Origin of the sequence: Paraburkholderia caffeinitolerans (genome assembly GCF_902859945.1) — a bacterium.
GTDB classification, from domain to species: domain Bacteria; phylum Pseudomonadota; class Gammaproteobacteria; order Burkholderiales; family Burkholderiaceae; genus Paraburkholderia; species Paraburkholderia caffeinitolerans.
In genome coordinates this window covers 97,646-118,272 of record NZ_CADIKL010000015.1, presented here as the reverse complement: position 1 = coordinate 118,272, position 20,627 = coordinate 97,646, and the positions used below count along the sequence as shown (strand labels likewise).

The following is a 20,627-nucleotide window of genomic DNA, read 5'->3' as shown; positions in this document are numbered from 1 at the left end:
CGTGACTTAGTGCGGGGGCGCATTAACCACCACGTATTGCACGGTAGTACCTGAATATTGCGGCTGATACCACGACGAGCCGCATTGCTGATACGTCACGCCATTGACGGTCATGGCCGAGCAGCTAGGCGGCAAGGTATGGACGATGGAACCGATCACGGCCGCCGTCCCGACCACCGCCGTGGTTACGGCAGCTGCCGTTGCAACCGGGTGGTCGTTGTACCAGTTGTTGTTATTGTTGTTGTAGTTATTGACGGCATTGGTCCGGTTATTGCTGACGTTGTTCGCGACATTCGCACGGTTGTTGCTGATGTTCGTGGCTGCGTTGGCCCGGTTCGCACTGGTTTGCTGCATGGTTTGCTGGCGATCGGATGTGCGTGCGGTGCGGCCGGCTTGCCGCGCCTCGACATTGGCCGGATTCGCGCCCTGGCGGTTAGCAGCGCTCACCGAGGTCTGCGCGCCGCCCCGAGTCTGAAATGCGCCGGCGGTCGTTGCCACTCCCGCCGCTAACAGCGCGGCGACCGCTGTCATCAAGAATTTTTTCGAGTGCATGGTGATCCCTGTATATAGAAATATTATTGGGCGTCGCTGGATTGCACAAATTTGATCTGATGTGCATTTTCAGGAGGCGTGAATTTAAATGTCGTCGGCGTGATCTCGGGCTTGAGATTCCAGTGATACACGGCCGTGTATTGGGGCCGTTCCTTGTCCGCCGACGTCACGATATTCAGCTTGCATGGCAGCGGCTGATCGCCTTTCTGAATCCAGATTTGCCAATCGATATGCTTTTCATGATAAGCATAGTGCGAACATGTATTTCCGCTTACAACTTCGTCGCCTACATAGACCGCCGAAATCACCCGGCTAAAGGCAGCCGGATCCGCGCCCAGCGAAAAGATGTCGTTCAGCGGCAACTCAACCCCATACTTGGACTCGAGATCGCTGATCAGCTCCTTGATCGTCGACGGCGCGGGAACCGTCGCGTAGTAATTGGCCGGCTCCGTATAGAGCGTGAAGGTCTTGCCGTCATAAACCGCGTGGCGGCTGTTTCCCGGCGCGCCGCCGACAATATCCGCCTTCAGCGAGTCGGGGCGGCTCACCGTCATCTTCGTGTTGTGCGACATCTGAATCAGTTGCGTCGTCGAACCATCGACCATGATCTGATCGGTCGTCGAATCGACATCGAGATCGAATTGCTTGACGGTTTGTAAGTAACTGTTCATTTTGACCAGGGCGTCGATCGCCGCTGGATCAGGCTTATGCGCGGCAGACGGTGCGGCTGCCTTCGATGCCGCCATTGCGGCACCTCCCGAAGCACATAATGCGCCAGCAATCGTGGCGGCAAGTGCCAATTTGGTAAACTTTTGCGTCACTCTTCTTCTCCTCTAATTGGCCTCGCAGGCCGATTTCGCAACGTTGAACTTCAATCCCTGAATAGTCGTTTGTGTCGCGGAACAGCAATGTAACCTTACGTCTGTTTCATGAATTTCATCACCGATAGATTCAGGCAAGTTTCAGGAAGGCAAACACGTATTTAATTGAGGCTACTGTAAAGATTCGGGTTCGAACAGCAAATCCACAAATGCACCAATGCGCAAATAGGGATGCCGGCCGCAAGCATAGCGCTTGGGTCATCTCGCAGGTTTGCGTCGACTCAAATGAAGTGGTGACCAGGCAAAGCCCGCTATTGCTCCCGTCATGCTGTCGAGCTAGCGCCCAGCCGAACCCGTCCGGGCCGGGGAGGCACGAGCCTGCAGAATGCGCGCGGCGATGGCAGAATGGACGGCTCTCAGGCAGTTCCCGGCCACGGCGCCTCCCGCGTTGCCGCGCGCGGCGCCCGCTTCCCCACCGTTGCACCGTTGAAGAGGATTGTTCGATCATGAGTTCCAGCGTGAAGCCCTATCCGGATACCCAGATTTACGTCGATGGCGCATGGCGCGCCGGCGCGAAGACGATCGCCGTGATCGACCCCGCCACCGAGGCGGAGATCGGCCGCCTGAGCCTCGCCAGCGAGCAGGACCTCTCGGACGCCGCTTCCGCCGCCGCACGAGCCTTCAGCACATGGCGCAAAGTCTCGCCGCTCGAACGCAGCAAGCTGATGCGCCGCGCCGCCGACATCTTGCGCGAGCGCGCCGCCGACATCGCCGCGATCATGACGCGCGAGCAAGGCAAGCCGCTGGGCGAGGCGAAGGGCGAGACGCTCGCGGGCGCCGACGTCATCGACTGGTTCGCCGAAGAAGGCCGCCGCACCTATGGACGCGTGGTGCCCTCGCGTACCGACGCGGTCCGCCAGATCGTCACGCGCGAGCCCGTGGGCCCGGTCGCCTGCTTCACGCCCTGGAACTTCCCGCTCAATCAAGCGGTGCGCAAGGTATCAGCGGCGCTCGCATCGGGCTGCACCGTCGTGCTCAAGGGACCGGAAGAAACGCCCGCGAGCTGCGCGGCGCTGGTGCAAGTGTTCATCGACGCGGGCCTGCCCCAGGGCGCGCTCAATCTCGTGTTCGGCGTGCCTTCGGAAGTGTCGTCGTATCTGATCGCGCATCCGGCCATCCGCAAGATCTCGTTCACCGGCTCCACGCCAGTGGGCAAGCTGCTGGCCTCCAAGGCCGGCGAACACATGAAGCGCGCGACGATGGAGCTTGGCGGCCATGCGCCCGCCATCGTGTTCGCCGACGCGGATATCCCGCGCGCCGCGAAGCTGCTCGCCGGCGCGAAGTTCCGCAATGCGGGCCAGGTGTGCATTTCGCCCACGCGCTTCATGATTGAAGACGCCGCGTACGACGAATTCCTCGAGCACTTCGTGGCGGCCACCAAGGCCATCAAGGTGGGCAACGGCCTGGCCGTTGGCGTGCAGATGGGCCCGCTCGCGAACGACCGGCGCCTTGCCGCCATGGAACGCCTCGTGGCCGACGCACGCGAGCACGGCGCAAAAGTGCTGACCGGCGGCGAGCGCGTGGGCCGCGAAGGTTACTTCTTCGCGCCCACCGTGCTGACCGACGTGCCGCTCTCCGCGCGCATCATGAATGAAGAGCCGTTCGGCCCGCTCGCGCCCGTGACGCGTTTCTCGCGCTACGAAGACGCCGTGGCCGAAGCGAATCGCCTGCCCTTCGGCCTCGCCGCGTATGCCTATACGCGTTCGAGCGCGACCTCGGCGGCGCTTTCGGAAGACATCGAAACGGGCATGCTGTCCATCAACCACCATGGGCTCGCCCTGCCCGAAGTGCCGTTCGGCGGCGTGAAGGACTCGGGCTACGGCTCGGAAGGCGGCACCGAGGCCATGGAAGCGTATCTCGTGACCAAGTTCGTCACCGAGCATCGTTGATAGACGAACGCGCCGCGCGCGAAAGGGTTTCGCGCGCGGCGCGCTTTGGTTGATCAGAGAAAGCGAGATTCCACGCGCTCAACTGGCGTTGCTGCGCCAGCCGAGCCCCAGGCTTTTCTGAAGCGAAACAAAGTCCTTGAGCAACTGCGCCTGCCCCGCAATCACGTCTTGCTGCGCGAGGAATTCGGCGCGCTGCGTGTCGAGCAGATCGACGAGAGTCGACGCCCCGGCGCGATAGCGCGCGCGCATTAGCGTGGCCGAACGCTGCGCCGAGTTCTGCACCTTTTGCAGCGTCAGCAGATGCTCGCGCTGATAGCCATAGCGCGAAAGCGCGCCGTTCGCGTCCTGCAGCGCCGCGAGTACAGATTTTTCGTAGCGCGCCTCCGCTTCGTCACGCGCGGCCTCGGCGCCATGCACGGCGCTCAGTGTGCGACCGAAGTCGAAGACGTTCCATTGCAGATACGGCACCCCCGCCCAGCTGAAATTGTTCTTGCGCATCAGATGGCCCGGGTCGGCCGCGGTGAAGCCCAAGCTGCCGAACAGCGTTAGCTTGGGCAAAAAGTCGGCCACATGTTCGCCAATCTGCGCATTGCTCGATGCCAGCCGGCGCTCGGCCGCGCGAATGTCGGGACGCTGCGCGAGCATCGTCGTGGGGTCGCTCACCGGCACCGAGGCCGGCAGCGTCGGCAGCGCGCGCGGTGCGGCCAGTTCGGCATCGAGCGCTCCCGGCGCCTTGCCGGTGAGCACCGCCAACTGGTCGAGCGACATTTCCACCTGTGCCGCGAGCGGCGCGAGCGTCGAGCGCGTGGTCTCTACCTGCGTGGTCAATCGCTCGACATCCACGTCCGCCGCCGTTCCGCCCGCGCGCCGCTGCTCAGTCAACGTCAGCATCTGTTGCTGCAAATCGGCATTGTGCTGCGCAATCGCGAGGCGCTGCTGTTCGTCGCGCAAATCGACGTAGGCCTGAGCCACTTCAGCGGCGAGCGAGACTTGCACATCGGCGAGATCGGCCTGAACCGCATCGGCTTCGTCGCTTGCCGCCTCGACCGCACGGCGCGTGCCGCCGAACAGATCGATCTCCCACGATGCGTCGAAGCTGGCGGTGTAAAACTGCAACGGACCGCGCCCCGCCCCGGAACTGCCGGGCTGCTGCGAGAATGCGTTGAGATTGGGCTCGCGCAAGCGCGGCGCGGCGGCGTTGGCCGAGATCTTGGGCAGCTCTGCTGCGCGCTGCTGCTGCAACTGCGCGCGCGATTGGCGCAGCCGCGCCTGGGCGGCGCGCAGATCGGGGTTGTGCTCGAATGCAGCGGCAACCAGCGCATTCAACTGCGGGTCGTCGAACGCGAGCCACCATTCACTGGGCGCGCGTTCGGGCGTCACGCCCTGCGCGGGCGTGCGAACGAAGGTCGCGGCGCTGGCCGCCTCCGGCGCGACCGCCGGTGCGCCGCGATAGTCGGGGCCCACGGTGCAGGCTACGAGCGCACATGCGGCGGCCAGCACCGTCAGTACCGTAAGCGGCGCGATTGCCGCGGATCGGAAAGAACGAATTGCCGTCATGAGTCAGAAGTCAAAGCGTCAGTGGCCGGCCGACGACGTATCCACGCCGGGCTGCGGTTTCTTGAGCAGGAGCGCCAGCGGCACGCATGCCGCCAGCGCGATGCCGAGCACCCAGAATGTTTCGGAGAACGTGATAACCAGTGCTTGCTGCTGGATCTGCAACGCGATCTGGCCAAGCGAGCGCATCTGCGAGTAAGCCATGTCGCCGGTTTGCGTGAACCAGTTCGCCGCGCCCGCCGCCAGGCGTTCCTGACCGATCAGCGAATTGGCGCTGACCGACTCGCGCAGCACGGCCACGTGATAGGTCTCGCGGCGGTCGATGAGCGTGCCGATGATCGCAAGCCCCACCGACCCGCCCAGATTGCGCGCCATGTTATAGAGCCCTGCCGCGTCGCCGGAATCTTCGCGCGAAACAGCGGCCATCGAAGCCTGATTGAGCGGCATCATCGCGAGCATCTGGGCGGTGCCGCGCACCAGTTGCGACCAGACGAAATCGTGACCCACGCTCTGTGCGGTAAGCGAAATATCGAGCATGCAACTCAGCGTGAACAGCAATAGCCCGCTTACCACCAGCACACGAAAATCCACTTTGCCCAGCAGGCGCGGCAGCACCGGCATCATCGCGAACGCGGGCAAGCCAGAAAGCAGCATGATCGCGCCCGACTGCTCCGCGTTATAGCCCGCGACCAGTGCCAGGAACTGCGGCAGCAAATAGGAAATGCCGTAAAGCCCCGCGCCCACTGCGAACACGATCACAATCACACTCGCATAGCGCGGATTGCGCATGAGCGAAAGGCGCAGAATCGGCTTTTTTGCCGTGAATTGCGAAAGCGCGATGAGCGCCATCCCCGCGATCGTCACCCACGTGAGCGTGACGATCATGTTCGATTCGAACCAGCGCTCGCGCTGCCCCTCTTCGAGCACGACCGTGAGCGAGCTCAGGCCCACGGCCAGCCCGACGATGCCTATCCAGTCAGCCTTGAAAAACGCTTCCCAATGCGGGCGATCGGGCTCGAGCCCGACGATCAGCAGCGTGATGAGCGCAAGACACACGGGCAGGTTGATGAAGAAGCACCAGCTCCAGCTGATGTTCTCCGCGAGCCAGCCGCCCACGACCGGTCCGAGCAGCGGCCCGAGCAACACGATGAGGCCAAACACCGTCATGCCGATCGGCAACTGCGAGAGCGGCAGACGCGTGCGAATGATGGTCTGACCCGTGGGGATCATCGCACCGCCCGTGAAGCCCTGGCCGATGCGCCCCGCAATCATCAGTCCAAGCGAATTCGACCAGCCGCACATCATAGAAAAACCGATGAAAAGCGCGGAGTTGACGAGCAGAAACTTTCGCAGTCCGAAGACCCGCGTGAGCCACGCAGCAAGCGGAATCATCACGATTTCGGACATCAGATAGCCCGTGGAAATCCACGTGCCCTCGGTGCCGGTCGCGCCAATTTCGCCCTGAATCTGCGGCAGCGCCGAGTTCGTGATGGAGATGTCGAGCGTCGCCATCAGCGCGCCGAGCGCGCCGGCCGCCACCGCGACCCAGTCGGCCACGCTCGCGCGCTCGCCGTGCGGATGCGCCCCGCCCGCCTGTCCCGCCGCGTGTTCAGCCACGATGATTCTCGGCGTCGATGCGGCGGTCGTCCTCGCGGGCGGAGCGCGTGTCGACGTCCACAGTCACGGACATGCCGGGCAGCAGCACGCCGCGCGTTTCGGGGCCGGTGTCGACACGGATGCGTACCGGCACACGCTGCACGATCTTCGTGAAGTTGCCAGTAGCGTTCTCGGGCGGCAGCAACGCGAACTGCGCGCCGGTGCCCGGCGAGAAGCTGTCCACCACACCATGCAGCGTATGGCCCGGCAGTGCGTCGACATGCATCTCGACGGGTTGGCCCACACGCATGCGGCCAATCTGCGTTTCCTTGAAATTCGCGGTGAGGTAAGTCTGCTGCACGGGCACCACGGTGAGCATGCGCGTACCGGGCTGCACATACTGGCCCACGCGTACCGTGCGATCGCCCACGCGGCCCGCGAGCGCGCTCTTCACCACGGTGTTATCCAGATCGAGTTGCGCCTGAGCGGCGTTGGCGCGTGCCGCCTCGAGTTGCGCGCGTGCCTGCGCGATCTGTGCGGTGAGCGCTGCAATCTGCGAGCGCGCGGCTTCCACAGCGGCGGTGTCGGCGGCCAGCTTGGCCTGGGCCTGATCGCGCTGGCTCTTGAGTTCCGCGAGACGATCTGCAGTTTCCGCGCCGATGGCAGTAAGCGGCGCATAGCGCGCAACTTCGTCTTGCGCATGGCGCAGGCTCACGCGCGCCACTTCCTGCTGCGCCTGGGTCTGGGCAATGTTGGCATGCTGCTGCGCGAGCTGCGCCTCGGCATGCTGGATGTCCGCGTTGCGTGCGTCCACAGTCGCGTTCGCCTGATCGAGCGCCACCTGATACTGGCGTGCGTCGAGCTTCACGAGCGGGTCGCCGACCTTCACCGCCTGGTTGTCGGCCACATAAACATCGGTGATGTAACCATTCACCTTCGGCGCGATCGTCACGCTATCGGCCTTCAAATAGGCGTCGTCGGTGCTCTCGATGAAGCGGCCGACCAACCACCAGTGGCCGCCCCATGCCACCGCGGCAACGAGCGCCACAAGCCCGAGCCCCACCAGCACGATGCGCTTCGTGCCGCGCTTTTCAGCCGAAACGGCATCGCTCGACGCTTCGCGCCCCGATGTCCCCGCAGTCGTAGACATGTTTGCCTGAACCTCAAATGATCGGAATTATTCCAGTTGGCAAAATTATTCCATTCGGAAAAATTGTGTCAAGTGATATATTTCCGTAAGCGTGGGCGCTAACCGGATGCTTATGAACGAACCAAAACGACTGCGCCGCCCGGCGGCGGGCGGCTATGCGCGCGGCGACGAAACGCGCCGCAAGATCATCGAAGCCGCCATCAGCCTGTTCGGGCAGCACGGCTTCGAGGGCGCCTCGACACGGGACATCGCAGCGCGTGCCGGCGTCAATGCACCGGCGCTGCAGTACTACTTCGAGAACAAGGAAGGGCTTTACCGCGCGTGCGCCGAGTCGCTCGCCGACGCTTCGTGGGAGGCCTTCGAGCCCGCCGTGCTGCGCGCCCGCGCGGCGCTGGAACAAGACGCCGACACCGCCGTGCTCATCGAAGCGTTTCTCGACATCCAGCGCACGGTAGCCGACCGCACCTTTGTGAAGCACTGCGAGCCGGACCAGCGGCTCTTTTTCGCGCGCGAGCAAGGCGGCGGTGAGCCCGAAATCGGCACCGAGGTGCTGCGCGAGCGCGTGCGCATGCCACTGAACGAAGTGAACTCGGCACTGCTGGCCCGTATCACGGGCCTGAGCGCCGACGATCCGCTCACCATCGTGCGCATGTTCAGTCTCTACGGGCAGTTTCTGCTTTTCTATGTTGCGCGCCGCTCGACGCTCTCGATGCTCGAATGGAACGACATCGACGCAGCGAAAGCCGAGTTCCTCAAGGCGAACATTGGCGAGCAAACACGTGTGCTGCTCGAACACTGGAGCCGGGAGCGCGACGCACGCGAGGCTTGAGGCCTGCTTGATCCCCGCAAAGCAGCGGGCGCTTGCGCGAGTTTCCGATCCGGTACCAAGCCGGCATTTCGATTCGCTTCGGAAACGCCGAACCGCATGGACACTTTCGCACTCGAGCATCGCCAATTGGCCCGTGCGAAGTGCCTATGTGCGTGCTAGTGTTAAAAATTCATTCCCCGCGCAACCGGCCTTGCCATGTCCCCCACTACCGCTGTCCTCAGCATTCTCGCCGCCGTCCTGCTCGGCGCGATGAGCCCCGGCCCCAGCTTCGTGATGGTCGCGCGCAACGCGATCGGCCTGTCGCGCCGGGACGGCGTGGCCACTGCTTTCGGCATGGGCATCGGCGCGATCTGCTTTGCAGGCATTGCGCTCGCGGGGCTCTATACGCTCCTCTCCACCGTCGCCTGGCTCTATGCCGGGCTCAAGATCGCAGGCGGCCTCTATCTCCTCTACATTGCCTCGCGCATCTGGCGCGGTGCGGGTCAGCCCGTGACGATGGACAAGAGCGAGGCGCAGGACGCGCGCCCGGGCAAATCGTTCTGGACCGGCCTGACGACTCAACTGAGTAATCCGAAAACGGCCGTGGCTTACGGCAGCATCTTCGTGGCGCTGCTCCCGCAGCATCCGCCGCTCTGGTGCTATTTCGCGTTGCCGCCGCTCGTGTTCGCGATCGAAACCGGCTGGTACACCGTGGTCGCGCTCTGCTTTTCGAGCCAGCGCCCGCGCGATCTCTATCTGCGCGCGAAGCACTGGATCGACCGCATTGCGGCGGGCGCGATCGCCGCACTCGGCTTGCGGCTGATCCTCAGCGCGGGCCGGCGGGGGCTCTGAAGCACGGCTGTTCACGGAGCAGCGTGGAGCGCCACAGAGCGCCGGCGAGCAAAGGAAACTAAATTTCGTTTCGGCACTTGACAATCTACCTTCCAGTAGATAAATTGAAGCCCATGGAAACGAAGTTGACAGTACGCGAGCAGGTGTTGGACCACGCCATCACGTTGATGATGCTGCGCGGCTACAACGGCTTCAGCTATCGCGACCTTTCGGAACTCGTGGGCGTGAAAACGTCGAGCATTCACTATTACTTCCCGTCGAAAGACGACCTGGTGCTCGAAGCGGTGAATCAGTACAGCGGCGAAGTCATGCGTGCCTTGCAGACCGTGGACCCAGCGCTACCCGCAAACGAGAAACTCACGAGATATACGCGGATGTTCGGCAAGACGCTTGGTGACGGCGACCAGATCTGCTTGTGCGGCATGCTGGCCGCCGACATCGGAACGCTGCCCGAGACGGTGCGTGAGGCCGTGCAAGCGTTTTTCCGCGCCAACGAATCGTGGCTCGCGAAAGTGCTGGCACAAGGCGTAGAGGAAGGCACGCTGGTCGCGCGCGGCAAGCCCGAAAGCGCGGCGCGCACATTGTTCGCGGCGCTGCAGGGCAGCGTACTGGCAAGCCGACTGTTTCATACGAAGGCGCGGCTCGAAGACGTGGAAGCAACGTGGAAAGCCGTTCCCTGATAGGGACGATCGGAAATATTTGTACGAAGGCGGCTTGCCGCCTTTTTGCAGCACCATTTGTCTATCTATTAATAGATAGCACTAAGGCGACGATGATCACGCGAACGCCACGTATGATCGTTATCGTCGCTGTAGCGCCGTAGCACGGTTCGTCGCGAAGACCGCGTCCGGTCTGGACGACTAATGATTCAGCCGATTTTCAACCGCTTCACACCCGCAGCGCTACCTGCTGCATCGCTCACCCAGGAGAGTCAGTCATGTCGATCGAACAAGTTCTCTACACCGCCGAAGCAACCGCAACCGGTGGCCGCGATGGCCGCGCCGTGGTGCCCGCAAGCAATCTCGAGTTCAAGCTCACCACGCCGCGCGAACTGGGCGGCGCGGGCGGCGACGGCGCCAACCCCGAGCAACTGTTTGCGGCTGGCTATAGCGCCTGCTTCATCGGTGCGATGAAGTTCGTCGCGGCGCGCGACAAGATCGCCATTCCGGCCGACGCTTCCATCACTGGCCGCGTGGGCATCGGCGCGATCCCCAACGGTTTCGGCATTGAAGTCGAATTGCGCATCTCCCTGCCCGGCATGGATCGTGCCGCCGCTCAGGCGCTCGTCGAAAAGGCCCATATCGTGTGCCCGTACTCGAACGCCACGCGCAACAACATCGACGTCACGCTGACGATCGTTTAACGACGCGCCGGATATTTTCTCGATTTCCGATCGGAACGGTCGAGCCGCGCAGGCCTGCGCGGCTCGACCGTTTTATTTTCTCGCTATCGGATGAGAAACTCCGGCCCGGCGATACAGCCATCCGGCCTCAGGCAGCAGCGGCATCGCGGGCAAGACCCGCCATCAAGCCGCTCGCACGCTGGACCTTCGCCTGCACCGCGCGGTCGAGCACCGAACGCCCTTCGGGAAGCGCCAGCGTGAGAAACGCGCGCGCACGGGTGATGCCGGTGTAGACGAGTTCGCGCGTGAGAATCGGACTGTAGGTATCGGGCAGCACGAGCGCCGCGTGCGTAAACTCCGAGCCCTGGGACTTGTGGACGGTCAGGGCGAATACGGTCTCGACACCCTGCAAGCGGCTCGGCGACACCCATTTCACGCCGCCCGTGCCGTCGCCGGCCGGAAACGCCACGCGCAGCACCGGGGGCGCGCCAGCCTCCACCGGCAAATCCAGCGCGATGCCGATATCGCCATTCATCAAGCCCAGTTCGTAGTCGTTATGCGTGACGAGCACCGGACGGCCCGCGTACCAGTCACCGAGCGGATCGATCAGCCCTTCTTCCTGCAGAATCCGCGCGACGCGCCGGTTGAGCCCGTCCACGCCCCATGCACCACGTCGCAGCGCGCACAGCAACTGGAACTCCGTGTGCGCCTTCAGCACCGCCGCCGCCCATTCGGACAACGCCTCGGGCGATGCACCCGGCGCGGGACGCAAAGCGCCCATCGTGACCAGGTAATGCCGGTAGCCGCGCCGCTGCGCGGTGTCCGCATGCCGCTCGCGTGCATCTTGTTCGGCGCGGGTTTCGCTCATGACGCCATCGACGATCAGCGCGCGCAGCGGCGCGTCGTCGTGCGCGGGGCAGATGAGCCGTGCAAGATCCGCGTAACCGTGTCGCCAGATTTTCGCCACGCCCGTGGCATCGCCCACATTGACGAGTTCGGCAAGCGCGCCGATCCCGCTTTCCGATGCGAAACGGTGGCTCTCGCGCAGCATCGCCACCGCCTGATCGAGCGGCGTGCCGTGCGCGTCGAGCATCCCGGCATCGATTCGTTCGCCCGTCGCGGCTTCGAGCCAGGCACACGAGGCTTGCGTATAGTGGCCTTCACGCGCGCGGTTGCAGAGCTCGCCCAGCACCGCGCCGGCCTCCACCGAGGCCAATTGGTCCTTGTCGCCGAGCAGGACGAGACGCGCCGTGGGCGGCAAGGCGTCGAGCACGGCCGCCATCATCTCGAGATCGACCATCGAGGCCTCGTCGATCACGAGCACGTCCACGGGCAGCGGATTACCGGCATCGTGACGAAAGCGCCGGCTGCCCGGCCGCGTGCCGAGCACGCGGTGCAAGGTGGTCACCGTGGTGGGAATCGCACTGCGCAGCATGGCGGCATCCACCTGCTGTGTGCCCACCTGCTGCGCAAGCGCCTCGAACGGCAGCCGTGCGACGGCCCCGGCGATCGATTCATTCAGGCGCGCCGCCGCCTTGCCGGTAGGCGCCGCGAGGCGAATCCGCAGCGGCCGCCCGCCCTCTGCCGCCTGGCCGAGCGCAAGCGTCTGCAATAGCGCGAGCAATTTCACAACCGTAGTGGTTTTGCCCGTGCCGGGGCCGCCGGTGATGATGCCGAAGGCGCTGCGCGCTGCGAGCGCACAAGCGAGCTTCTGCCAGTCCGCGCCTTTCGCATCGGCGCGGCGCGGCTCGAACAGAATGTCGAGCGCCGAGCGCGCGCGCGATGCGGGCAACCCAGCCTCGAGCCGTGCGCCCAGCGCGAGCCGCGCCTCGATGCCCGCGCGCACGTCCTGCTCGTACTGCCAGTAGCGCCGCAGATAGAGACGCGTGCCCGCCAGCACGAGCGGCGTGGTGCCGTGGTCGCGCCCGGCCAGGTCGGGTGCGTCGAGTGCGCCCAGCCACTGCGTGAGCGTCACGCCAGCCAGCACCTCGGCGGGCGGCAGCGGCGGCTCGTCGGTGGGCAACTGCGGGCCGTCGGGCGGCAAGGAAAGCGCGAACGCCGGATCGTCGAGCGTCGCCTGCAAGTCGAGACAAACATGCCCACGTCCCAATTGATGACTCGCAAGCGCAGCGGCCAGCAACAAGAGCGGCGGCGCGTCGGGCGCTTCGTCGAGCAGAAAGCGGGCAAAGGCGCCATCGAGCGTGCGCAGCCAGCCGCGCTCGACCCAACGGCCGAGCGTGCCGAGCATCTGCGCCGACGATTCGATTGATGTTGCACGCACAACCCTATCGGACTGAACAGTGCTGCCTACCGGCTCATTCGCCGTCTCGTCCTGCCCGGCATCGAGCGGCTCGTCGAACTGCGCGAACAGATCGCCAGTCACGCCTATGCCGTCCTTCGGCTCGCGCGCCCCCGTGGTACGTCGCTTCGTCATGCTGCGTTCTCCTGCGCGCCGTGATGCGCGAACAACGCATCGAGTTGCTCGATCAGTTCGCGCGGCGGGCGTTCGCAATGCAAGCCCTGGCTCGGCGAGTGGCCGCCGCGCAGGAACATATAGACCGCGCCGCCCACGTGGCGGTCGTAGTCGTAGTCAGGCAGCCGCGACTTGAGCAAGCGGTGAAGCGCAAACAGATACAACACGTATTGCAATTCATAGCGCGAGTGGAGGATTTGCGAACGCATTCTTGCAGGTGTATAGGAAGCGTCGTCGGGGCCGAGCCAGTTTGATTTGTAATCAGCCACGTAATAGCGGCCCTCGTGAATGAACACGAGGTCGATAAAGCCCTTTAGCATGCCGTTCAGCCGCGTCGCATCGAGCGGCGGGCGGGCCGCGCCGTCGAGTGTCATTTCCGTGACCAACGCATCGAGTTCCTGCGTGGCCACCTTGTGCACCGCGACCCAGAACTCCATTTCGGCCATATACGACGGCTTGTCGAGCGACGAGAGCTGGACGGGCGGCACGGCCTCGCCGTCGATCGGCGGCAAATGCAAAGGCATGCTGATGAATTCCAGCATCCACTGTGTGAGCGTGTCGATCCAGCGATCCCAGCCGCGCACGCTGCAACGGCGCGCGATCATATCGCGCAAACGCGCCGTGTCGGGCTCTAGCGCGATTTCCGCGAAGCCCTCGTTCGCGACCCACTCCATCAGTTCATGCAGGAAGCTGCCTGCATCCGCGCCACGCTCAAAGCCGTGCATCGGTGCGATCGCGCTGGCCTCAGTCACGACCAGTTCGGCATCTTCGCCAATGGGCGCGCTTGCGCCCAGCAGTTCGAGGAACACGTCTTCGCCACGCGTGTCAGGGGCCGTGCGCGCCTCCTCTTCCACGCGCGCCGCGTAGGCATCTTGTGCACCCTCCACCGTCTTCAGGCTCGAATAGCTCGCGACCCACCAGGGCGTGCGTGCGCGGCGCGGGAACATGCGGGCGCGCCCGCGCACCGCGTCCGGTCCCTGCAGGGCGAACATTTCGTTGCCAGGCTCGGGCGCGTGCGCCACGGCAATGTCCGCGCACGATCCACGCAATGTTTCGAGCAGTGTCTCGCTCTGGTCCGCCGGCAACGCCGCCCCGCCCCCCACGAGGTAGCCGAACGCGCTCGCTTCCACGCTTTGCACCGGGGCGTAGCCGATCCACGTCGCGTAACGCGCACGCGTGAGCGCGACGTACAGCTTGCGCAGATCCTCGCCAAGCCGCTCGCGGTCGGCCTGTACGAGCACGCGTGGTTCCGCTTCGAGCGTGACATGCAGATCGCCGTTTTCATCGTGCCATTTGAACGGCACGTCGTCGTCCTTTACGGCGCGATGCGCACATGCGAACGGCAAAAACACGAGCGGGTATTCAAGCCCCTTCGACTTGTGGATCGTCACCACCTGAACGAGTCCCGCATCGCTTTCGAGGCGCAGCTGGCGCGCGTCGCCTCCACCGCCTGCGCTTTCGTCGTCGCGCTGCTCGTCGAGATAGCGAATCAGTGCGTGCTCGCCATCGAGCTGCGTGCTGGCCTGCTGAAGCAGTTCGGCCAGATGCAGCAGATTCGTGAGCGCGCGTTCGCCATTGAGGCCCGAAGCCGCGCTCAGCCCAAGCAAACGCTGCGGCACATGAAAGTCGTTGAGCAAACGCCGCAGCATCGGCAGCACGCCCTTCTTGCGCCACACCTCGCGATAGCCACGGAATTGCAGCACGCGCGCTTCCCACGCGATTTCATCGCGGCCGAGCGCGTCGAGCTCGCCCCACACGAGCCCGAGCGAAGCCGTGGCGAGCGCGCTGCGCACGAGGCGGCCGTCGTCGGGTTCCGCGCAAGCGCCCAGCCAGTAGCGCAACTCCTCGGCCTGCGCCGTTTGATAAACGGAATCGCGATCGGACAGATAAACGCTGCGCACGCCACGCTGCGCGAGCGCCTCACGAATCGCGCGCGCTTCGTCGCGATTGTTCACGAGCACGGCCATGTCGGAGGGCCGCAAGGGCTTCATTCCATGCTCGCCTGCGAAGCCTGCTGCCTGCGCCTGGCCCAGATTGAGCAGACGCACCATTTCACTCGCACAGCTCGCAGCCATGCTGGCGAAATACGCGGTCTTGCTCAACGGCTTGCCGTCTTCCGGGGCCGGCAACCACCATATGTTCAGCGCCGCGAGTGCGCTGTCGCCCGCAACCAGTTCGTCGGCACGGCCATGCGCCTGAGCCGCGACGAACGGCAACGCATTCGTCTCGCCTTGCGCGCCGCGAAACAGAAACGCACCGCTGCCTTCCGGGCGTGATTCCGCGGCTTCGAAGCACCGGTTCACCGCATCGACCATCGCGCGCGTGGAGCGGAAATTCTTCTTCAACGTATAAAGACGCCCCGCGCACGCGCGCCGCGCGCGCAAGTAGGTATAAATATCGGCGCCGCGAAACGCATAGATCGCTTGCTTGGGATCGCCGATCAAGACGATGGCCGTCTCGCTGCGACTCGCTTCGATGTCGTAGACCGAATCGAAGATCTGATACTGCACCGGATCGGTGTCCTGGAACTCGTCGATCAGCGCAACCGGATATTGCTTGCGAATGATCTCGGCAAGACGCGGCCCGTTGGGCTTCTTCAACGCGGCAAGCAAACGCGTGAGCAAGTCGTCGAAACCCATTTGCGAACGACGGGCTTCTTCCTGCTCGAAGCGCTGCGCAATCCAGCGCGCGGCGTGGCACAGAATGGGCAGCTTCGCCTCGGGGCGAGCAGCGAGCGCCTCGCGCAACGTCGCCATCGCAGCGAAGCACGCGTGAGCGGGCGGCTCGCCGTCCTTCCAGATTTCGGCAAGCCCGGCTGGCGTGAGACGCGTCCACACTGCTGCATCGTCCTTGAAGCCGGGATGAGTGCTCAGCGGATCGTTCGCCCACTCACGCAGCTTTTCGAACCACATTTCGCAGTACCGGGTATTCAGCTTCTTCGCGTCGAACTGCTTCTTTGCGCGCGCTGCTGCGATCAGCGCCTGCGCTTCGTCGACGCCGGCACGCCACGGTTCCTTGAGCGCTTCAAGCGCTTGTTGGGCCCGCTCGCGGGCATCGCGCAATGCTACCTCGGGCGCCGGCGCATCGGGCAGCAGATCCGTGTGCGCAAGCAAGCCGCGAATCGCGCCATGCAAGTCATCGGGACTCGCGAACCATTCCCGCACTTCCCCCGCGCCCTGCGCATCGAGCGCCGCCATGAAAGTGCGCCAATAGTCTCGCACCACCTCGGCCCGCAATTCGGTCTGATCGGTCTCCAGCGTCTGCGAGAAAAGGCTGTCGCTATCGAACGCATGCTCACTAAGCATGCGATTGCACCAGCCGTGGATCGTAGAAACGGCGGCCTCGTCCATCCATTCGGCGGCGAGCTGGAGGCGTCGCGCGCATGCGGGCCACCGCTCGGGCGCGTACTCCACACGCAGATCGTGCAACAGATCGCTGCCGGGCGAACGCAGCCCAATGTCTTCGGGCAGCGCGCGAAAATACTCGGCCGCTTCGATCAATCGTGCGCGAATGCGTTCGCGCAGCTCCTTCGTGGCGGCGTCCGTGAAGGTCACCACAAGAATCTCGGGTGGCGTCAAAGGGCGCATGCCCTCGTGCGCGCCCGCCGTTTCGTCATGTTCAGCGTCTGCGTCTTGCCCGCTGTGACCAAGCACGAGCCGCACGTACAGCATCGCAATCGTGAACGTCTTGCCGGTGCCCGCGCTCGCTTCGATCAGGCGGCTGCCATGAAGCGGAAAGCGCAACGGCTCCAGCACGTCGGCAACCATGTCGTCCGCCGGGGTCATGTGCGGGGTCACGTGCGGGGTCATTCGGCTTCTCCAGCGGTATCGGCAACATTCGGCGCGGCACGCTCGGGCTTCGACGAGGCAAGCGGGGCCCGCTGCACCGGCATCAGCAATGAAGTTGCCAGCGCAACGAATTCATCGTCTTCCGCGAGCCGATCGAAATCGGCAAACGCCCTGCGCAGATAGGGGTTGGTATCACGCTCGCCGGTCACACGCACGGCTCCCTCATACGCCGTGCGCGCAGCATCCCACGCCTCTGGCGGCGCCGCTGAAGACGCCGGATCGAATTCCGCCGGCAGCTTGCGCAGCCACGCAAACGCGGTCTTCACCGCAAGCGGCAACGGCCTGCGCCCGCCTTCGTCCCAGGCCGCGAGCAATGCGAGCAGCCACGGGCGCGCGACTTCCGGCGCGACGGGCGCGAACTCCACCACGCCCACCTTGCTCACGATCACCGTGGTCACCGCACCCGCCGCGAGTTGCGCGGCGACATGCGCGACCCAATAAGCGACGAGACGATCGCCGCGATATTTGTTGTCCTTCACGAGCGTTCCAGCATCGAGAATGACGCGCCCCAGTGCACCGCCCTCGCCTTCGCGCACGTCGTCAATCCAGTCCTGAAGCACTATCGCGCGGCCATCGATCTGCACATCGAGACGAATTTCGTATTGGCGCGCAAGCGGCGTGGGCCAGCGCGCGAGCGCCTTGCGCCATGCGTCGAACAGGTCCTGCATCGGTGCGAGCAATTCCTCGCCGATGACCTCGCCGAAGCCGCCCGCCGCCAGATCGCCGCTGCGGTGCATGCGATCGAGCCGCGCGCGCGCCACGGCTTCGAGATCTTCCTCGCCGCGCTCCAGCGCCGTCATCTGCGCGCGAATCAATTCGTCCTGCAGTTGCCACGCCTGCAAGGCATCCACTGCAAAGGGCTCGTGATTCTCGCTCGCCTCGTCCTGCATTTCGAGCCCCACGCGCAAGCGTTGACGAAAGAAGGCGCGCACCGGATCGCGCAGAAATTCGCCGAGTTCACGCACGGAAAGCGGCTCATCGCGCTCGGACGCGGGCAATGGCGCATCCGCCTGCGCCGCGCCGGCCAGCGGTGCGGGACGGCTCCATTCGTGCGCATAGGTATAGAGCGTTGCGCTGTTCTGGTCAGCGGGGAAATAGTCCGGGCTGAATGGTTGCAGACGATGCTCGATCGTCAGCGCATCGAGCAGCGCCTGCGGTGCTTGAGACGCATCGTCCTCGTCGTGCTCGAGCCGCCAGCCAGTCTTCAGATGATCGCGCAACTGGCCGACGAGCACCGAGGGCGGACGTGGCGTGTTATCGGTCACGCTGCGGCCCACCCACGAAATATGCAGATGATCGCGTGCAGAAAGTAGCGCTTCGAGAAACAGATAACGATCGTCTTCGCGGCGCGAGCGGTCCCCGGGCCGGTAGTCGCGCCGCATCAGGTCGAAATCGAGCGGCGTGCGGCTGCGCGGGTAGTCGCCGTCGTTCATGCCGAGCAGGCAGACGTAGCGAAACGGAATCGCACGCATCGGCATGAGCGTCGCGAACGTTACCGCGCCCGCGAAAAAGCGCTGCGCGAGGCCGCCGCCGTCGAGCTGCCCGAGCCAGTTCTCCGCAACGATCGCAAGCGGCAACGCATTCGTGAGCGCGGCCTCGTCACACGCTTCGCGCCACGTATCGAGCGCGCTCGCGAGACGTTCGAGCGTATAGGCATCCTCGCCTTCGTCAGCGGCAAAGAACGTGGCCATCAATGCGCGCAGGCGCTCGCACCAGACGTCCACGCTGGCCGGATCGCGCAGCGTGCGCCATGCGTGATCGAGTGCATCGACGAGACGCGTGAGCGGCCCGAGCAGCGCGGCATCGAGCCCGCCGATTTCCGCATACGGCTCGATGCCGCGCCACGTGCCCGAGCGATCGCCCGCCGCATAGCCGAGCAGCATGCGCCGCAGCCCGAAGGCCCAGCTATTGGGCGCGCTCGCGTCTTCGCCCGGGGGCAGCCCGAGGCTCGCGCGCTGCTCGCCGTGCAGGCCCCAACGAATGTTCGCGCCATCGATCCAGTTGCGCAGCGTAGGCACATCCTCGGCCTCGATGTCGAAGCGCGCACGCACGGTCGGCACTTCTAGCAGGTCGAGCACGTCGCTGACCGTCACGCGCGCGTGCGGCAGCGAGAGCAGCATTTCCAGCGCGCCGATCAGCGGATCGAACGCGCGCTGCGCGCGGTCCGCGATGCTGAACGGGATATAGCGCGGGTCGTCGCTATCGACGAGGCCGAACACGGCCTGAATATGCGGCGTGTAGACCTCGATATCGGGCACCATGACGATCACGTCGCGCGGCCGCAAAGCCGGGTCCGACGCGAACGCCGCGAGCAGCCGGTCGTGCAGGATCTCCACTTCGCGCTGGGCGCTATGCGCGACGTGAAAACGGATCGACTCGTCCACTTGCGGATCGACGGCGGGCCAATGCTCGCGCGTTTCCGTGAGCGGCCGCAAATCGCGAATGTCGTCCTGCAATTGCTGAAGCAGCGTGTGCGCATCGCCGCCATCGAACAGATCGATGCGCTGGCCGATGCGCGTGAAATGCGGCGCGTAGGTCTCGCGCGCTTCGTCGCTGTCGTATTCATCGAGCAGGCCGATGAAGTCGCGCCCCTGCTTGCCCCACGCCGCCAGCAAAGGCTGCGCGTGCAGATGCAGTTGTGATTCGTCGAGCACCGCGGGCGCGCCCGCACGGCGGCGCTGGCGCGCGTGCCGGGCGCGCAGCAGATCCTGGTCGGCGACGATATCGGCCCAATAATGCATGCACGGGTTGTGCACGCACAGCAGCACCTGGCTCCAGCGCGCGAGCGCCGCGAGCACTTCGAGCGACTGGCGCGGCAGGCTCGAAATGCCGAACACCACGAGGCGGCGCGGCAGCCCCCGCGGGCGCGTATCGCCTTCCTGCCATGCCTGCGCGCGCTGCATGAAAAGCTCATGCACGGCGGCGCGGCCTGTGAGCGCCGCCGTGCTGCCTTGAGGCGCGCTCGCGCTCACGTCGTCGAGCAGCGCCCGCCAGAGCGCGGCCTGCCAGCGCGCATCGTCGGCCAGCGGCACACGGTTGTTGCGCGCGTCGATCACCACGTCGTCGTGCGCGGCCCACGCAGCGAGCCAGTCGGCGCGATAAACCTGGTACTGGTCGAACAAATCGGCTACGCGCTGCGCGAGCTGGAAACACTTGCGCTGCTCCTCGTCGTTCGCCATGAAGCGCTTGAGCGGCTCATAGCCGGGCGTATCGAGCAGCGCGGGCAACATGCGCATGAGACGCCAGACGAGGCGCGACTTGTCGAACGGCGAAACCGGCGGCACCGCGTCCTCGCCCAGCACGGCGCGGTAGACCGCCCAGAGAAAGCGCGACGGCAGCGACATTTCGAGCGCGGCCGCAATGCCACAGCCGCCGTCCTCGGGGTCGGCCGCAAAGGCAAGCTTGAGCCATTGCGCGATGCCGTTGCTTTGCACCAGCAACATTTCCTTTTCGAGCGGCGCGATCGGGTGCTGGTTGATCCATTGCACGATCAGGTCGCGCAACCGCTCAGGCTCGTTGCCGTGGACGAGCATCAGCCCCGCGGGCAATTCACGCGCGCTCAAACGCGGCCTCCGTGAGCCATGGTGGAAATTACAGCGGGAGAGGAGCAGGGTCCGGGGCGGAGTCGATGCGTAAGAAATGCGGCCATGTCGCCTGGTGGTGTTTGTTGCTGCTTGTTACT

At 64.7% G+C, this 20,627-nt stretch carries 13 protein-coding genes; 5 read left to right on the top strand and 8 right to left on the bottom strand.

The features are described from left to right. Positions 1 to 6: 6 nt before the first annotated feature. Complete coding sequence (locus tag HV773_RS16990) at positions 7 to 531, bottom strand: hypothetical protein (RefSeq protein WP_175195821.1); 525 nt, start codon at positions 529 to 531, stop codon at positions 7 to 9. 44 nt (positions 532 to 575) lie between these two features. Continuing rightward, entirely contained in the window at positions 576 to 1,373 is a 798-nt protein-coding gene (locus tag HV773_RS16985) for a DUF2092 domain-containing protein (protein ID WP_246282303.1), read from the bottom strand. 506 nt (positions 1,374 to 1,879) lie between these two features. Between HV773_RS16985 and HV773_RS16980 the strand changes: the two genes are divergently transcribed. Beyond that, positions 1,880 to 3,322 (top strand): NAD-dependent succinate-semialdehyde dehydrogenase, encoded by a 1,443-nt coding sequence (locus HV773_RS16980; RefSeq protein WP_175195729.1) that lies wholly within the window; start codon positions 1,880 to 1,882, stop codon positions 3,320 to 3,322. 78 nt (positions 3,323 to 3,400) lie between these two features. On the opposite strand, the gene HV773_RS16975 is transcribed toward HV773_RS16980, so the two are convergent. Genes HV773_RS16975 through HV773_RS16965 form a run of 3 tightly spaced genes read right to left on the bottom strand, consistent with a single transcriptional unit; the run spans position 3,401 to position 7,622 of the window. Next, positions 3,401 to 4,879 carry an efflux transporter outer membrane subunit gene (locus HV773_RS16975; RefSeq protein WP_175195727.1) on the bottom strand — a complete coding sequence of 493 codons (1,479 nt, stop codon included), beginning with the start codon at positions 4,877 to 4,879 and terminating at the stop codon, positions 3,401 to 3,403. Between the two features lie 18 nt (positions 4,880 to 4,897). Then, entirely contained in the window at positions 4,898 to 6,493 is a 1,596-nt protein-coding gene (locus HV773_RS16970; RefSeq protein WP_246282302.1) for an MDR family MFS transporter, read from the bottom strand. Then, positions 6,486 to 7,622, bottom strand: a complete 1,137-nt coding sequence (locus tag HV773_RS16965) for an HlyD family secretion protein (RefSeq protein ID WP_175195726.1) — start codon at positions 7,620 to 7,622, stop codon at positions 6,486 to 6,488. The genes HV773_RS16970 and HV773_RS16965 overlap by 8 nt, the downstream gene beginning before the upstream one ends. Positions 7,623 to 7,734: 112 nt before the next feature. On the opposite strand from HV773_RS16965, the gene HV773_RS16960 reads away from it, so the two are divergent. The 4 genes from HV773_RS16960 to HV773_RS16945 all read left to right on the top strand — a co-directional run bounded on the left by HV773_RS16960 (position 7,735) and on the right by HV773_RS16945 (position 10,645). Then, positions 7,735 to 8,451, top strand: coding sequence for a CerR family C-terminal domain-containing protein (locus tag HV773_RS16960; RefSeq protein ID WP_175195724.1), 717 nt, complete (start codon positions 7,735 to 7,737; stop codon positions 8,449 to 8,451). Between the two features lie 195 nt (positions 8,452 to 8,646). After that, positions 8,647 to 9,282, top strand: a complete 636-nt coding sequence (locus HV773_RS16955) for a LysE family translocator (RefSeq protein ID WP_175195722.1) — start codon at positions 8,647 to 8,649, stop codon at positions 9,280 to 9,282. A gap of 113 nt (positions 9,283 to 9,395) precedes the next feature. Further along, positions 9,396 to 9,962 carry a TetR/AcrR family transcriptional regulator gene (locus HV773_RS16950; protein WP_175195720.1) on the top strand — a complete coding sequence of 189 codons (567 nt, stop codon included), beginning with the start codon at positions 9,396 to 9,398 and terminating at the stop codon, positions 9,960 to 9,962. A 257-nt stretch (positions 9,963 to 10,219) separates the two neighbouring features. After that, positions 10,220 to 10,645 carry an organic hydroperoxide resistance protein gene (locus HV773_RS16945; RefSeq protein WP_175195718.1) on the top strand — a complete coding sequence of 142 codons (426 nt, stop codon included), beginning with the start codon at positions 10,220 to 10,222 and terminating at the stop codon, positions 10,643 to 10,645. Positions 10,646 to 10,772: 127 nt separating this feature from the next. On the opposite strand, the gene recD is transcribed toward HV773_RS16945, so the two are convergent. From recD to recC, 3 genes are read right to left on the bottom strand one after another with little or no spacing between them, the layout of a single operon-like run. After that, positions 10,773 to 13,058: an exodeoxyribonuclease V subunit alpha gene (gene recD, locus HV773_RS16940; protein ID WP_246282301.1), complete on the bottom strand. Its 2,286-nt coding sequence runs from the start codon at positions 13,056 to 13,058 to the stop codon at positions 10,773 to 10,775. After that, positions 13,055 to 16,906, bottom strand: a complete 3,852-nt coding sequence (recB, locus tag HV773_RS16935) for an exodeoxyribonuclease V subunit beta (RefSeq protein ID WP_246282300.1) — start codon at positions 16,904 to 16,906, stop codon at positions 13,055 to 13,057. The genes recD and recB overlap by 4 nt, the downstream gene beginning before the upstream one ends. After that, entirely contained in the window at positions 16,903 to 20,508 is a 3,606-nt protein-coding gene (gene recC, locus HV773_RS16930) for an exodeoxyribonuclease V subunit gamma (RefSeq protein ID WP_246282299.1), read from the bottom strand. The genes recB and recC overlap by 4 nt, the downstream gene beginning before the upstream one ends. Positions 20,509 to 20,627 lie beyond the last annotated feature (119 nt).